General features: G+C 33.5%; 14 protein-coding genes. 1 reads left to right on the top strand and 13 read right to left on the bottom strand.

Annotated elements, in window-relative coordinates; genetic code table 11:
- Positions 1-174: 174 nt before the first annotated feature.
- From GIY83_RS07570 to GIY83_RS07610, 9 genes are all read right to left on the bottom strand, one after another.
- Entirely contained in the window at positions 175-1,806 is a 1,632-nt protein-coding gene (locus tag GIY83_RS07570; protein WP_208686127.1) for a hypothetical protein, read from the bottom strand.
- A gap of 212 nt (positions 1,807-2,018) precedes the next feature.
- Positions 2,019-2,546 carry a hypothetical protein gene (locus GIY83_RS07575; RefSeq protein WP_194618192.1) on the bottom strand — a complete coding sequence of 176 codons (528 nt, stop codon included), beginning with the start codon at positions 2,544-2,546 and terminating at the stop codon, positions 2,019-2,021.
- 199 nt (positions 2,547-2,745) lie between these two features.
- Complete coding sequence (locus GIY83_RS07580) at positions 2,746-4,458, bottom strand: hypothetical protein (RefSeq protein ID WP_370514244.1); 1,713 nt, start codon at positions 4,456-4,458, stop codon at positions 2,746-2,748.
- A 201-nt stretch (positions 4,459-4,659) separates the two neighbouring features.
- Positions 4,660-5,760 (bottom strand): AI-2E family transporter, encoded by a 1,101-nt coding sequence (locus tag GIY83_RS07585; protein WP_194618194.1) that lies wholly within the window; start codon positions 5,758-5,760, stop codon positions 4,660-4,662.
- Positions 5,761-6,040: 280 nt separating this feature from the next.
- Positions 6,041-6,571 (bottom strand): mechanosensitive ion channel family protein, encoded by a 531-nt coding sequence (locus GIY83_RS07590; protein ID WP_194618195.1) that lies wholly within the window; start codon positions 6,569-6,571, stop codon positions 6,041-6,043.
- A 10-nt stretch (positions 6,572-6,581) separates the two neighbouring features.
- On the bottom strand, positions 6,582-7,166 hold the full coding sequence (locus GIY83_RS07595; RefSeq protein ID WP_194618196.1) for a Maf-like protein: 585 nt from the start codon (positions 7,164-7,166) through the stop codon (positions 6,582-6,584).
- Entirely contained in the window at positions 7,159-8,085 is a 927-nt protein-coding gene (locus GIY83_RS07600; protein WP_194618197.1) for a geranylgeranylglycerol-phosphate geranylgeranyltransferase, read from the bottom strand. Before GIY83_RS07600 ends, GIY83_RS07595 begins: the two co-directional genes overlap by 8 nt.
- A 119-nt stretch (positions 8,086-8,204) precedes the next feature.
- The gene (locus tag GIY83_RS07605) at positions 8,205-8,732 is read right to left on the bottom strand and encodes an HAD family hydrolase (RefSeq protein ID WP_194618248.1); all 528 of its coding nucleotides are present in this window, start codon (positions 8,730-8,732) and stop codon (positions 8,205-8,207) included.
- Positions 8,716-9,477, bottom strand: a complete 762-nt coding sequence (locus tag GIY83_RS07610) for a Rossmann-like and DUF2520 domain-containing protein (protein WP_194618198.1) — start codon at positions 9,475-9,477, stop codon at positions 8,716-8,718. Before GIY83_RS07610 ends, GIY83_RS07605 begins: the two co-directional genes overlap by 17 nt.
- A gap of 394 nt (positions 9,478-9,871) precedes the next feature.
- Here GIY83_RS07610 and ccsA point away from each other — a divergent pair, with 394 nt between their 5' ends.
- The gene (gene ccsA / locus GIY83_RS07615; protein WP_208686129.1) at positions 9,872-13,084 is read left to right on the top strand and encodes a cytochrome c biogenesis protein CcsA; all 3,213 of its coding nucleotides are present in this window, start codon (positions 9,872-9,874) and stop codon (positions 13,082-13,084) included.
- A 495-nt stretch (positions 13,085-13,579) separates the two neighbouring features.
- On the opposite strand, the gene arsB is transcribed toward ccsA, so the two are convergent.
- Genes arsB through GIY83_RS07635 form a run of 4 tightly spaced genes read right to left on the bottom strand, consistent with a single transcriptional unit; the run spans position 13,580 to position 16,112 of the window.
- On the bottom strand, positions 13,580-14,638 hold the full coding sequence (gene arsB, locus GIY83_RS07620) for an ACR3 family arsenite efflux transporter (RefSeq protein WP_194618200.1): 1,059 nt from the start codon (positions 14,636-14,638) through the stop codon (positions 13,580-13,582).
- 1 nt (position 14,639) lies between these two features.
- Positions 14,640-15,269 carry a protein-tyrosine-phosphatase gene (locus GIY83_RS07625; RefSeq protein ID WP_194618201.1) on the bottom strand — a complete coding sequence of 210 codons (630 nt, stop codon included), beginning with the start codon at positions 15,267-15,269 and terminating at the stop codon, positions 14,640-14,642.
- A 17-nt stretch (positions 15,270-15,286) separates the two neighbouring features.
- Entirely contained in the window at positions 15,287-15,760 is a 474-nt protein-coding gene (locus tag GIY83_RS07630) for a DUF6428 family protein (RefSeq protein ID WP_208686131.1), read from the bottom strand.
- 19 nt (positions 15,761-15,779) lie between these two features.
- Entirely contained in the window at positions 15,780-16,112 is a 333-nt protein-coding gene (locus GIY83_RS07635) for a helix-turn-helix transcriptional regulator (RefSeq protein WP_194618203.1), read from the bottom strand.
- Positions 16,113-16,116: the final 4 nt, after the last annotated feature.

Below are 16,116 nucleotides of genomic sequence, written 5' to 3' on the forward strand. Positions count from 1 at the left end.
AATACTAATTATATTTTTGAACAGTATTTAAATGAAATGTTAATGTTTGGTTATTGATTTCCTTTTTTAAGAAAATTGATTCAAAAAAAAAGCTGTCAGATCAAATCTAACAGCTTTTAAGAGAATTAATATATAAACTTATATCATCGTTATTCTAAAACAATACCGAAACAATTATTTCAATTTGTTTTCTGTGTCTTTATAAGTTCCTGTAATGGATACATTACTGTTTTTAGTCACTTTTCCGTAAATGGTAATAGACGAATCATTTCCTATAAAGTTAATTTTTGCACCGCTATTTAATCTTAAGTCCCCCCAGATTACAACCGTTCCTTCAATTTGCAATACAGCGTTACTGTTTATGATTAACTCAGTTGGATTTTGTTGTTGGTATTTTCCTTGTGCCAAAGTTCCTCTCATATTAAAAGTTCCTCCACTGTTTAAAGTCAAACCATTTTGAACTGTAATTGAACCACAATGTGTTAGTATCGCACCAGAATTCACCATAGCAGAACTGATTGCTGTAGAACCTGAGTATGATTTTATTTCATTTGAATTTAAGATCAAATTTTGCCCCTGATTATATACACTGTAGTCTGAACATCCAGCAAAAACAGTATTTGGTTTTTCCATCTTGATGATTTTCAAACCGCCTTTTCCGCTTGCCACATAAATAAAATCACCACTTGATTTTACATAGTTTGATGAACCTACAATATTTACTGTTCCTAATAAATTCAATTGAAAACCGGTTTTGTAAACGTTTAAACCCGCTGCACCATTGGCAACAAATGCGTAACCATCATTTACAGAAACTGCATTGGTTACATTTTCCTCACCACCAACAGCCAGTGCAATAGTCTGTAATTTAGAGCCGCTATTGATATCATAAACTCCTAAACCATTGTATCCTTCAGATACTAAAAGTTTTGTACCATCAAGATCCATTGTTCTTTTTGCTCCGCTAACATCTGTAGATGTTGTAAAGCTTTTTTGCAATGCAAGAGTAGATTCATTGTAAATATTCACGCCCTTTGTACCGCTTAAAGTAACAATTTTGTCTCCGCTAATTGCTATAGAACGTAAATCTTCCAGGGTCGCTTTTGCAGTTACTGCTTTGGTCGAACTATTTATTTTAAATAAACTTCCCTGATCTCCTGTTGTAGCAAAATATGAATTTGAGTTTGATGCAACATCAGTAGTAACTTTTCCTTCAAGATTTGTAATCGTATATTTATCTGTAAGCATTCCAGAACTCAATTGCATTGTAATTACAATTGAAGGATTTGTTACTGCAGCATTTTTATCAATATCAGTTGCTGCGGCAATAATCAAATTTCCGTTTGAGTAGGTTAGGGATGTAATATCAGTATTGGCAATTAATGCCGATGTAATTAGTTTAGGTTTATAAGGATCAGTAACATCAATAACATCAATAGCTCCTGAATAAACTTCTCCGCTCATTGTATATGCTACATAAGCATAGTTTCCGTTTACGGCAACATGATTTGCCTGTAAAGTTTTTCCGTTGCTGTCTGTTGGCGGATTTACTTCTGCAATTTGTACTAATGGTAAACTGTTTGTTGATGATTCAGCACTTTTTGCAAATTTTCCAGCTGAAAGACCCGTGATAGAAAGTACTCCAGAATTTGTATAATCCAGTCTTTTACTTAAAGAGGTAATATCGTTATTGATTTCGATAGCATTATCTTTTGCCTGATTGTCAATATTTGAGTCATCATTGCTTGTACAAAATGTAAAAAGCGACATTGCTATAAATGAAAATAAATAAACTCCTTTTCTCATGGTATTCTTTAAATTAAATTTTTTGCAAATATACGCCATAAAAACAGTAAAAGAAGATATTTGTTAGGAATAGTTTAACTCAACTATTTGTTTTATAGTATTTTATGTTAAATGCGCAATGATTCAACTATTTTGTAGTTAAAATTTAAACAAAAAAAGAGAGTATCATGAATTTGATACTCTCTTATATTGAAAATTAACTATTTAGCAAATTATCTTCTTCCAGGACCTCCATGTCCGTGATCATCATCATGTCTGTCGTGCTTGTCGTGATGTCTGTCGTGCTTGTCGTGGTTTCTGTTATCATGATGTCTGTAATCTCTACGATCATTACGACGATCATTATAACCGTAAACTTCTCTTGGTCTGTAAGGTCTTTGAGGTGCACCGTGATATCCTTTATAGTATTTTACTCTGTGACGATCAAAGTAAGTGTAAGGAGTTCTTCCGTGATAGTCGGTTAAAACTACTTTATATCCTCCGTATAAATCATAATTTCTATACTGTCTTGGTAAGTAAGTTGTTCTAACCCATCTTCCTCCTCCAAAATAAATAAACTGAGAGGCTCTTACATCATAATACGCTTCAATGTCTGGTAAATAATAATATTCCATTTCTGCATATCCTGCAGGACCCCAGGCAGGAGGTGATCCTATATTAACATTTATTGATACCTGAGCTTGTGTGGCGCTTGCAACCATCAGAAATAAACCTACGATTGCTATTTTTATTGTTTTCATTTTTTTTTAGTTTTAATGTTAATGTTATTCCTGTTTAGGGATATTCATATACTGTGCCAAAAATGAAAACAAAATGTATTTGGTCGAATAAAAACAGCATTTTAACGAGCAATATTTACTTATTTATTTTGTAACGTTTTGATTTATAAAACGTTTTCGTGAATTTAAAATTTTAAAAAAAACAGCAAGAGAATTTCAATTATCTGTATTCGACAGCCCTTGGTTTAGCAAGCTCAAAGTTTTGCAGGCCATAATCTGTAGTTTCAAAAGTATTTGTTTTAAATACATTATCTCCCTGATAAGGAATAGTAGGGTAGTAGGAAATTGAAAGCTGAAATGAACTAAATACTAAATAGTCATTACTGATCAATAACCCCAAGGTAATTTTTTGATATGCTTTATTTCTTCCCATGGCATCATTAGGGCTTCCTAATACAGCGATCGAATAATTAAAAAACGGATTCATACGAAATCCCCAAAGAGCATGAGGGGAATAGGTTTGGGTCTGAAGTGACAAAACCATTTTATTTGTTCCGTATATCGCACTGTTAAATCCTGCCAGACCATTTTGTTCATTAATATTCAATTGATCTCCAATAATATCTTCACGGTTTGCACCTATAACAAACTTAGGATTAATAAATTGTCTTAGTTTCCAATTGCCAATCTTATAAAGCTTGGTAAAATAGTTACTTTCGATCAAAAATGCCGTTTGATAGGTTTTAGATTGATGAAAGAAAGTTCCGGCTTCAAAATTTATACTTAGAAATCCCCATTTGTAATAATTTCCAAACGAAAATTGTCCACCAACATAAGGCCGCCAAAAAGTATTTTTATATTGATATCCAAAAGTAACTCCATAAATCCTTCCAATAGGAACATCTTCGACCTGTCCGTTTCTAAAGAGATAGGTTTCTTTTATAAATTTACGTCGGTTAAGTCCAATTCCGGTCAGGATGAATTTTTCGTCTGAATAAAAATTGGCTGGATCGTAAAGAGGAGAAGGGCTTTCTTTATAATTAATATTAAGGAAGCGCGCGGAAGCTACCAAATTTGTGATTCCGTTTTCGTCTTCAAATACTTTAGAGGCATGTCCTACCCATAAATCCTGAAAATTATTTTTAAAGGGCTGAAACGCATACGAACTATCCGGCGCCTGCAATGAATCTCTTCTAAAAATTTGTCCTACATAAGCACCACCTGCCCATTTGGTAAGAGGAGAATAAAAGAGCCGTTCGATATTGATACTTTTAGTATAATTATTGTCCAGATCCATATTGTAATGCAATACAGCACCAATGTAGGTATTCTTGATGTTTGGTACGGTGTAAGTGACATCATTACCATTACTTCCGTCATCAAAACGATTTGTAAAACGGTATTCGAGTTGTTGGCCCGATCCAAAGAAGTCTTTTTCTTTTACCCCAACAGAAACACGATTACTAGATATTGAGAATTTTGGAATGGTACTCCAGGAATCCAGAACTCGAATAGTAACATCTACAGAATCTGCTGCTACACCTGCTACTTTGTTTGTGACCCTTACGGCAGAAACGTATCTTTGAGAACGTATTAAACGTTCCGATTCCTGTACTTTGTAAGTGTCGTAAGGAGTGTTTCTTTTGAATAATAATAAGTTATAAATCGCTATTTTTTTTGTTTTAAGATGCAATCTGTTTCCTGTTCTTTCTCCCCAATTTCTGGGCATTTGAGTGGTATCGGTAATAGAATGCCCAAAAGGGTCTAAAGTTTCAATATTAATCTTTCTAATAATTTTACCATTAAAATTGGTTGTGTCATTTTGAACCAAAATCGGTTCTTTCTTTTTGGTTTTAGCCGACCTGAACAATAGTTTATGAAGTGTCTTAGTAAATTTATTTCTCTTAGAATAATTTTTAATTTTAGTATACACCTCCGTACTATCCTTTTTGCCGTTTGAATCTTTCTTTGGCTTATCAACCTGACCATAGGCACTTTGTAAACAAAAGCACAAGAGAATAAAAACTATTATTTTAGCGTTTATGGACATTAGATAATCAGACGGGCTTAAAAGTTATTTTTTGATATGAATATAGTAAATTAATAAGACTATTTTGTAAAAACGCGATACTATTTAGTTTTGTGCTTTTACTTTTCGAATTCTCCAGGTGAATTTTCTGGGCATATGATTGCCCATTAAGTAGCCCCAGGGTTCTAACGAATCGATTCTGTCAAATATAATTTTTAAAATAGCCAAAAGAGGAATCGCTAAAAACATTCCCGATATTCCTGCTGCAGCGCCACCGACAATTATTCCTATGATGGAAACAAAAGCATTGATTTCGACTTTAGAGTTAATGATTAAAGGCACTAATAAGTTATTATCTATCAACTGAACAATTATATTCACAATTAAAATGCCTAAGATTATTGAGGTATCTGCAGAACCTGTTAAAGAGGCTAGAACGGTAATAATACCAGCAATTAAAATACCTATATAAGGAATAAGATTTAAGATTCCGGTGATTAATCCCAATAAAATAAAATACTTGATTCCGATAATCCAAAGTCCTAAAGCCGTCAATACAGACACGACTATCATTTCGAAGATTAAGCTAACAATATAATTATTTATAGAAACTTTAATTTGCGATAAGATATCTTTCAATCTTTCGTGATCATCCTTGTTGACCAATTTTGCTAAGAACAAAATAAAATGATCTTTATATAATAAGAATAAAAAAGTATAAATAGGGATAATGGTACAGTCTACAAGTAGGTCAGTTATAGATACTAATGCAGATCCTATAGTTGCTTTTCCGTTTTGTACAGAATCTTTTGCAACGGTATCAATATATTTTTTCTGTTCGCCAATGCTTACATGAAAATTGTCTTTTACAAATTTATGAATATCTGTTATAAAGGCGTTTGCATTCTTTTTTATAGTGTCAAAATCATTCGCAATATCGCTAACCTGATAGGATATAAAGATTAGTATACCTACAATGAATGCAGCAAAAATTAAAATACAACATGCCGCAGCAAGATGTCTGGGAAATTTTAATCGTGTGTGCAAAAAGGTAAAAACCGGCACTAATAATACCGAGAATAAAAAAGCCATTAAGACGGGAGTAATAATGTCTTTTCCGGCGCAAAAAATAAAAGCAAAAGATATAAAGCTAACTAATATAAAAGCAAGTTTAGCATAAAACGGTAATTTTATGGTGCGAATCATTGTGTTTTGGTGATTTAGTAAAACTAGAATTTGGTAAAACAAATATTATATTTTATTTAAAAAATATCGTTTTAGCTTTTTCTTAATAGTTTATAAAATTCCCATTCAAATTTTTATTTTTCGCCACGAATTGCACCAATTAGCACAAATTTTCTTTTGTGTTTGCTTTAAATGCTTTAAAACTTTGCGAACTTTTTCTGAAATTTTCAGCTCAAAAAGCTTTGTGAGCTTTGCGTAAATCTTTGCGGACTTTGCGGTAAAATTTTGTCCTAGATAAGTTTTAATCAAAAAACTCTTTTTCTTCGTAATGTGCCGGCATTATTGAGATACCTTTTTGAAGTAATAAATTATTAGGGAAAATAATTTTTTCACCTTCTTTTGTTTTTAGATTAACATGAAAAGCACTAATATCTTCGATTTCAGCTTCTATAGGGAAATCTTTATCATGAATTTTGATGGTGTCTCCAATTCTGAAAGGGAAGGAGAAAAACAATATCATTCCTGAAGTAATATTACTTAAAATAGACCATTGCGCAAACATAGCCACTCCAATAACAGTAGCAATTGAAGAAACGGTTATAAAAATATCTTTGGTCTCAACTCCCCAAATTACAATTAAACTTATCGTTACCAGTATATTCATTAAAATATGGATATACTTGATAACCAGATTAGTTCGGTGTTCTAATAAGTGACTTGTACTGGCGTAACGGCGAATTAATTTTGCAATAATTACTCTTAACGCTACTAAAGCGAAAAGAATAATTATGGTGCTGAAAATCTCCTGACTATATTCTTTAAAAGAAAACATAAATATTTTTTTACACTAAAGTACTCAAATATTCGTAAACTTTAGCTGTTGGTAAGCCCATAACATTGGTATAAGAGCCTTCGACTTTTGCAACTGCCATAAAACCAAACCATTCCTGAATGCCGTAAGCACCGGCTTTGTCATAAGGTTTATAGTTTTCGATGTAATACAAAATTGCTTCATCTGACAAATCTTTGAACGTTACTTTTGTCACATCATTTATTACAGTAGAAGTAAAGCCAGTTCTAAAACATACCGATGTAAAAACTTCATGCGTGTCGTTTGACATTGATTTGATCATTTCAAAAGCTTCCTGGGCATTTTTTGGTTTTCCTAAAGCTTTATCCTGATGCCACACTATTGTATCGCTGGTAATCAGAATTTCATTCTCCTTTAGTTCTCCATCAAATGCACTTGCTTTTAATGCCGCCAAATAATCAGTGATTTCAACTGCTTTTAATTCCAGAGGATAAATTTCTTCAATTTCTTTTAATCTTATTTCGAAATCAAGGTCCAAATCCTTAAAAAACTGTTGTCTGCGTGGTGAGCCCGAAGCCAAGATTAAAGTATATTTTTTTAATTTTTCTTTAAGCATTGTATTTGATATTTAGGGTAATAATTAGAATGGATAAAATTCCGAAGAACAAAATGAGTTTTAAAACGGTACTCAAATGATGATAATCTTTATTAGATTTTGCGGAAATGATTTTTACAATAAAGTATAAAAGCGGCGCCAGAACAAAAGCAAAGGCATAAAATGTTGCGATGAAAAGATTGTTCTGAAAAAAATACATATTGACATAAAGCAGACATAATATAAAAGCAATAACTGCAAAACCGACTGCAATTTTTGCAGCGCGACTAATACCAATTGCAATAGGTAACGTATTCATTCCTTGATTGTAATCGCCATTTACATCTTCGATATCTTTAACAATTTCACGAATAAAATTAATCATAAAAGCAAACAAAGCATAATCTGTCAGTATAGAAAAAAAACTGGCCATCTGCGCCTGATTTTCAGCATTAGTTGCCGGAAAAAGATCAAAAACGCCAATGATTACAACACTTGCAGAAAGTAGCAATGCTACAACAAAATTCCCTAGAATCATGATTTGTTTTAAGGTTGTGGCATAGAAATAAAGCAACGATGCGATCAAAATAAACAGCGAAGCAAAACCAGGCCTTAAAATGATATTAGATAAAACAAAACCCAGAGCAACCCCAGTAATATTAAGTCCGATATAAATATTATACGCAGCAGTTTCTGAGATGCCTTTGCCAATAACAACATCCTTAGGTTTATTGATGGTATCTGTTGCCACATCATATATATTGTTAATTACATAACCGGCTGCGGCCAATAAAACGGTACTCAAAACCAGTAATCCGTATTGCCAGTCGCTAAGGGCTAATGGAATATTTTGCTGTTTTAAAAAAGCATAACGAAATAATACCTGCATAAAAGCAAGCATCAGTAGGTTCTTATATCGAATGAGTTTGAGGAATTTCATTTTTTTTTAAGTTACAAAGGTTCAAAGAGGCAGAGGGACTAAGGTTTTCTTCATTTCAAGTTCACGTCATTCCAAACCTGAATACTGAAACAATTTGTTACTGAGACTGAGACTGAAAACTAATCATGTTTCCCATTAAAATATTCCATCCATTTTCCCTGCACTTTCATCACTTGTTCGATTACATCTCTTACAGCACCTTTTCCGCCTTTTACGTGCGACACATAACGGCAAATATTTTTGATTTCAGGACTTGCATCCTGCGGACAGGTTGGTAAACCTACTAATTTCATAACATGAAAATCAGGAATATCATCACCCATATATAATACCTGTTCAGGCTTAATATTATAGGTTTCGGTGTATTCTTTAAAAGTGGATACTTTATCAGGAGCTCCTAAATGAATGTCTTTAATTCCAAGATTATGCAAACGAACACGAACGCCTTCATTGCTTCCGCCAGAAATAATACAAACATTATAACCACTTTCTACAGCTGCTTTCATAGCATAACCGTCACGAATATTCATCGTTCGGAGTATTTCTCCTTCATTGGTTACAAAAACCGAACTGTCTGTAAGTACGCCATCAACATCAAAAACAAAAGTAGTGATGTCGTTCATTATTTCTTTAAAGTGCTTGTCTATCATCTTGAATAGATTGTGTTATAAGTTTATAGATATTTTTTTGATTTTCACTGGTTAAGTACGCCAAATGCGCATCAATTGTAACCGAATCATTCCGTTTTGCAGGCCCTGTTTGCGCATCGACAGGATTTAAAGTATTGATCTTTTCGGCGGTTTCCTGTATCAATGGTCTTAAAATTTCGAAAGGAACCTGATGTTCCTCACAAATTTCCTGTCCTATATGATATAAGTGATTCGTAAAATTATTTACAAAAACAGCCGCAACGTGCAACGCTTTTCTTTGGTCTGAATTAATAGCAAAAACAGCATTCGAAACACTTTTGGCAACGGTTTCTAAAACACGAAAGTCAAAAGTATTTTCAGCTTCTAAACAAAGCGGAATGATAGAAAAATCAATCTCTTTGTTTTTAGAAAATGTTTGAAGCGGGTAGAAAACACCCTTTCTGTTTTTTGCATCCAGAACATCAAGAGAAGCAGCACCGGAAGTATGAACAACGATTCGGTTGTGAAAAGGCAGTTGTCTCGAAACATCTGCAATAGCCTTGTCTGAAACGGCAATAATGTACAAATCACTTTCCTGTAATTCTTCAAAATCACTTGTAATTTTATCAAATTCAATGAGAGAACTTAAGGTTTCTTTTTTTCTTGAATATACCTGTACAATTTCTACAAGTTCACTTTTGGTGAAAGCTTTTATCAAATGTTGGGCAACATTTCCTGAACCAATTATTGTTATTCGAGTCATAGCGCAAAATTAGCATTATTTTTTTTAAAGAAAATAGCCAAAACTGAGTTTAGCCACAGATTGCACCGATTAAAATGATTTTAATAGCGCATTATTTTGTTAATGATATGCAAACGTTGACTTATAAAGGTATATTTCATCAAACTGAGATTTGTAAAACCATAGAAAACAGTTTTATTATTAGAAAAATACTTTAACCCTTTTAGGTTGCGGACTAATAGTCTCTTTTACAATAAATGGGACTGTTATGGTTTTGTAAAGTTAAGCGTACATTTTTGTGAATTTGATTTAAAATGGTATCCTATTTTTGGTTTTTATTAACAAACTTCAAATATTGGAACTCAACATTTTTAAGTACTTTTGTGCCACTTTTATACAATGTAATTCCTCAAAAATGGATAAAAAAATATTCTCTTTTTTGTTTTCTACACGATTAATGTCTGTTCTTTTTTTAACATTTGCTTTAGCAATGGGTATTGGTACTTTTATCGAAAGTAAATACAATACAGACACAGCCCGAATTCTAATTTATAATACATGGTGGTTTGAAGCAATAATGGTCTTCTTTTTGATCAATTTCTTCGGAAATATCAAACGTTACCAATTGCATAAAAAGGAAAAATGGGCGACACTTATACTTCATATCGCTTTTATTTTTATTCTTATAGGAGCTTTTATTACACGTTATATCAGCTACGAAGGTATGATGCCAATTCGTGAAGGCGCTGCCGAAAATCAAATCTATTCAGATAAAACATTCTTAACTGTTTTTGCAGACGGAGAATACAAAGGCGAAATGAAACGCAGAGTTTTTGACAAAGCACTATTGTTCTCGCCAGTTACCAATAACGATTTTACACTTTCAGGTAAATTCGACGAAACTCCTTTTGAAGTGACTTACGTTAAGTACATCATGGGAGCCAAAGAAACGATAAAACCTTCAGCAAACGGAACTTTATACCTTAAATTGGTAGAAGCAGGAGCAGGCGGACGTGAAGAACATTTCCTAAAAGAAGGAGAAGTTCAGAACATTCATAATGTATTATTTGCATTAAACAAACCTACCGAAGGCGCGATCAATATCAATACTCAAGGAGAAAAATATACCATTCAAACCCCTTTTGAAGGAGAGTTTATGCGAATGGCAGATAAATTAAAAGGAGCTGTAACCAAAGATAATGTTCAGCCTCTTATGATGCGTTCTTTATATAGTATTGGAGACATCCGAATCGTTTTTCCGGATCCAGCTATAAGAGGAGTTGTTGATTATGAGTCGGATAATGATTTCAAAGCAAAATCTCATCATGATGCTTTGGTGGTAAAAGTTAAAGCCGATGGAAAGGAAAAAGAAGTTCGTCTTTTAGGATCTAAAGGTAGCATAGGGGAGCCTCAAACCGTAAAAATTGGTAAAATCGAATACAGTTTATTCTACGGAAGTAAAGCGTATGTATTACCATTCAAAATAAAATTAAACGATTTTATCGCCACAAAATATCCTGGAACAGAAAAAAGTTATTCTGCTTTCGAAAGTAAAGTAACGGTTCAGGATTCTACAGAAACATTTGATGCCAGAATTTTTATGAACAACGTTTTAGACCATAAAGGATACAGATTTTTTCAATCTTCATTCGATCCGGACGAAAAAGGAACCGTATTATCTGTAAACCACGATTTCTGGGGAACTTCTATTACTTACTTTGGATATTTTATGTTATACTTTGGTCTAATGGCTATTATGTTTACCAAACATTCTCGCTTTGCTGATCTAAAACGTAAATTAGATAATGTAAAAAAGAAAAAACTAATTACGATCCTGGTTTTAATGCTAAGTTTCGCTGGTTTTTCTCAGGCACCACACGTTCATACGCCTGGTGACGGTCACGACCACAATCATAATCATGCACCAGCAGATCCTAACGATCATGCCAATCACGTAACTGCAGCACCAAGTCAGAAACAAATAGATTCGTTACTAACGATTTACAAAGCTCCGGTAGCACACGCTGCTAAATTCGGACGTTTGATTATTCAGGATGCCGGAGGTAGAATGAAACCTATCAATACTTTCTCATCTGAACTATTAAGAAAAGTAAGTCATAAGGATACTTACAACGGAATGAACTCTGATCAGGTGTTCTTGTCAATGACACAGTACGCTCAGGTTTGGATACAAGTTCCGCTTATTTATCTTAATACCAAAGATGATAGTATCCGTAAAATCATTGGTGTAGACAGAAAAGCAAAACTAGCGCCGTTTGTAAAATTCTTTGACGAAAACGGAAATTATAAATTATCTCCTTATTTAGATGCAGCATACAAAGCAGCAAATCCAAATAGTTTTGAGACAGACTTTATAGAAACAGATAAAAAAGTTAACTTGATGGAATCTGCTTTGAGCGGAAGTATCCTGAGAATTTTCCCAATCCCGAATGATCCAAACAACAAATGGATTTCTTATTTAGAAATTCAGAACGCAGGATTAAAAGGCATGGATTCTACATATGTGAAACAAATTCTGCCTTTATATTTCAGTGCTTTAAACAACGGATCAATTTCTAAAAACTTTGATACTGCCGATCATTTGGTGGAAAGTATTGACGGTTTCCAAAAGAAATTTGGAAGTAAAGTACGTCCAAGTGATAAGAAAATCGATCTTGAAATTGCTTACAACACCTACAACATTTTACCAAAAATGTTCTATTGGTATTCACTTGCCGGAATTTTCATGTTGATCTTTACGCTTTTCAGTACCTTCTTTGATAAAAAATGGCTTCGTATTACTGTAAATGGTTTTCATATATTAATAGGAGTAATATTTGCATTTCATACCGTAGCATTAATCGCCCGTTGGTACATTTCAGGTCACGCACCTTGGAGTAACGCCTACGAAGCAATTGTTTACGTTGCCTGGGCAACCATGTTCTTCGGCCTGGCTTTTGATCGTAAATCAAAACTTACCGTTGCATCGGCAGCATTCGTAACAGCGATGATCTTTTTTGCTGCAGACGCCAACTGGATCGATCCTGAAATTGCAAACCTGCAGCCGGTTCTTAACTCATATTGGTTAATGATTCACGTAGCAGTAATTGTAGGAAGTTATGGTCCGTTTGCTTTAGGGATGATTCTTGGTCTTGTTGGATTAATTTTAATCTTCTTTACCAACGAAAAGAACAAGGCTAAAATGGATTTAAACATCAAAGAAATTACCTATATAAACGAAATGTCCTTAACAATTGGTCTAATCATGCTAACGATTGGTAACTTCCTTGGAGGACAATGGGCCAACGAAAGCTGGGGACGTTACTGGGGATGGGATCCAAAAGAAACCTGGGCTCTAATCTCGATTATGATATATGCGTTCGTAATTCACGCTCGTTTTGTTCCTTCATTAAGAGGGCAATGGTTCTTTAATTTAATGAGTATGTTTGCCTTTGTGTCTATTTTGTTTACCTATTACGGAGTAAACTTTCACCTCGTAGGACTGCACTCTTATGCAAGCGGAGAAGCACATTCATTAAGCTGGATCTGGTATTCATTAGGAACAATTTCCCTTCTCGGAATTCTCACATATCCAAAATACCGAAAGTATTATAAAAAGAAAAAATAATAACTAAGGTATTTTTATTAATTCGCAAAAAAGGTTCAACTGTCATAGTTGAACCTTTTTTTATATTTTATTATAAAGATAAATTAGAAATTCCCTTCTGTTACACCTAGATGACTTGAAGAATTAGGAGTTATTTCCTGCTATTCGTTTCAATCTTTTGTGCCGAACACCGACACAAAAGGATTTCCACTTCTATCAGGGCTAGGGCACTCGTTTTCAATATAATTATATCAAAATAAAGATATCAGAAAAAAGATGAAATAAAATTTAAAATATAATTCAGTATAAAACATAGCCAACGGTTTCAACCGTTGGGACGCAATCAATGACACAAAATAAATAGTAGATAATCTATGCTACACAATCAATGATATAAAGATAAATTGTAACGATAAATTGTAACGATAAAACCCAAGATTGAAACCTTGTCTAATAATAAATAAGAAGAACCAGATTCTAAAACTTAGCCACTTAGTAGCTTAGCATCTTAGCAACTTAAAAAAAACTCTTTCTAAACCAAAAAGCTACATTTACCAAAGCAATCAAAGCAGGAACTTCGACCAGCGGACCAATAACGCCTGCAAAAGCCTGCCCGCTGTTGATACCAAAAACACCTATGGCAACCGCAATCGCCAATTCAAAATTATTGCCTGTAGCGGTAAAAGCAATCGAAGTACTTTTAGAATAATCGGCACCAAAATATTTTCCGGTAAAAAAACTTAAGACAAACATTAAGGCAAAATAAATCATCAATGGAACTGCAATTCGAACAACATCCATCGGAATCTGGACAATCAGTTCCCCTTTTAAGCTAAACATAAGAACAATGGTAAACAGCAAAGCAATCAATGTAACAGGAGAGATAAACGGAATATATTTATCCTGAAACCATTCTTCGCCTTTGAGTTTTATCAAACCGTATCGGCTTACAATTCCCAAAGCAAACGGAATCCCTAAATAAATACCAACACTTTTAGCAATCTCAATCATGTTAATATTGACATTAAAACCTGTGTATCCAAAATAAGGAGGTAAAACAGTTATAAAAATATATGCATAAACACTATAAAGCAAAACCTGAAATATACTGTTTAAAGCAATTAATCCGGCGGCATATTCACGGTTTCCATCGGCAAGATCATTCCAAACGACCACCATGGCAATACAACGCGCTAACCCAATTAAGATCAATCCAATCATATATTCAGGATACTCTTTTAAGAATAAAAGTGCTAAGGCAAACATCAAAACAGGACCAACAATCCAATTTAAGAATAAAGAAGCGCCAAGTACTTTTGTATTTTTAAAAACTTCACCAATTTTATTGTAGTTCACTTTTGCCAGCGGAGGATACATCATCAAAATCAAACCAATAGCCAACGGAATATTAGTACTCCCGTTAGAAAACGAATTGATGAAATTTCCGCTTGACGGAAAAAAATATCCTACAGCAATACCAACAGCCATAGCCAGAAAAATCCAAAGCGTTAAAAACCGATCCAGAAAACTTAACTTTTTTCTTCCCGCAACGGGATGACAATGATCTATAGACATTTTATTTTTTTATTTGAGAGAAAACATAAAACATTTCAGTCGCGATTTGCAAACTTCTTTCATTATATTTCTCTGATTGTTGATCCGTATTATCAAAAGCTTTTGGATCATCATAAGTTACGGCAATTCTTTTCTCGGCCCCAGCAATAAAAGGACAGCCGCCATCTGCCTGAGAACAGGTCATAATAGCTGCAAATTCATTTTCTGGATTAAAATCATCATCATACGTTTTAGAAAAACCTATAATTGGAGCTTGATTTCCAGCGAATTTTATAGCATAAACAGGAGTGTTACCTTCTGATAACTTCGTGATTTTAAAACCTGATAATGCTAATGTTTCAGCAACTTTAGGATACAAAGCTGTTGCTTCAGTTCCTCCGGAATAACAAAACACATTCTGAATTCCGTAATAATGCGCAGCAGTTTGCGCCCAAACCTGAGATAAATGACTTCGTCTGGAATTATGCGTGCAAATTAAATTCAATCTGATTTCCTGATGTTGTTCAGACTTTAGCTGAATAAAATTAATAAGAGGCTGGAGGATTTCTTTACGATCTTTAGAAATTACTCCAAAATCAAAAGACTGAACTAAAGATTGAATTTCGGAGAATAATATATTGTGATTTGACATTTTGTAGGCATTTAAATTTAACAACAGCTTCCACCAGGAGTACAGGAATTACCTTCATCTGTACCTAATTGCGTCAGTTTAAGTTTTGGTTTTTCTGGCGGAATCCCACATTGATCCTGAGCTAAACAAGCAGTAGTTTTATTTAACAGTAAAAAATCTTTTCCATTAAAATCTAAATCATATTTACCAATAGTAGTATTTTGATATTCTACTTCGATTTCAAAATCTTCTATTCCCAAAACTTTCTCTGAAAGTTCTATGATATGAATTAATTTTTGAGGTTTTAAACGATGTTGATAATCGTTGGCATCCCAAAGCTGAAAATTCACGACAGTTTCTTTACGAACAACTCCGCCACAGTCAATAAAGTTTTTGGTAATCAAACCTACTTCGGTTACGTGAAAATATTCCGGAACAAATTTTCCGTCAGGCAATTGAAAGTTAACGGCTTCAACAGTAGTAAGTATTTTTTTAATTTCTGAAAGTTTCATAATAATTTGTTTTAATAATTTAACAACATTCGTTTTTTCTTTTTTCTAAATGCATATTTATCTGATTGTAGAAGATTTTTATTTTCTCAAAACCCGCTTCGTTAATACAATAGCAAATCGCATTTCCTTCGATATTTCCTTTTATCAATCCGGCATTTTTTAATTCTTTTAAATGCTGAGAAACCGTTGGCTGAGAAAGAGGTAATTCGTTTACTATATCACCGCATATGCATGTATTGACCTTCATTAAATATTGAATAATAGCTATTCGCGCAGGATGACCTAAAGCTTTTGTTAAAATAGCCAATTCGTTTTGCTCATCTGTAAAATGATCTGTTTTTGTAGCTCCCATTGTT

The sequence above is a fragment of the Flavobacterium sp. SLB02 genome (genome assembly GCF_009664855.1).
Taxonomy (GTDB): Bacteria; Bacteroidota; Bacteroidia; order Flavobacteriales; family Flavobacteriaceae; genus Flavobacterium.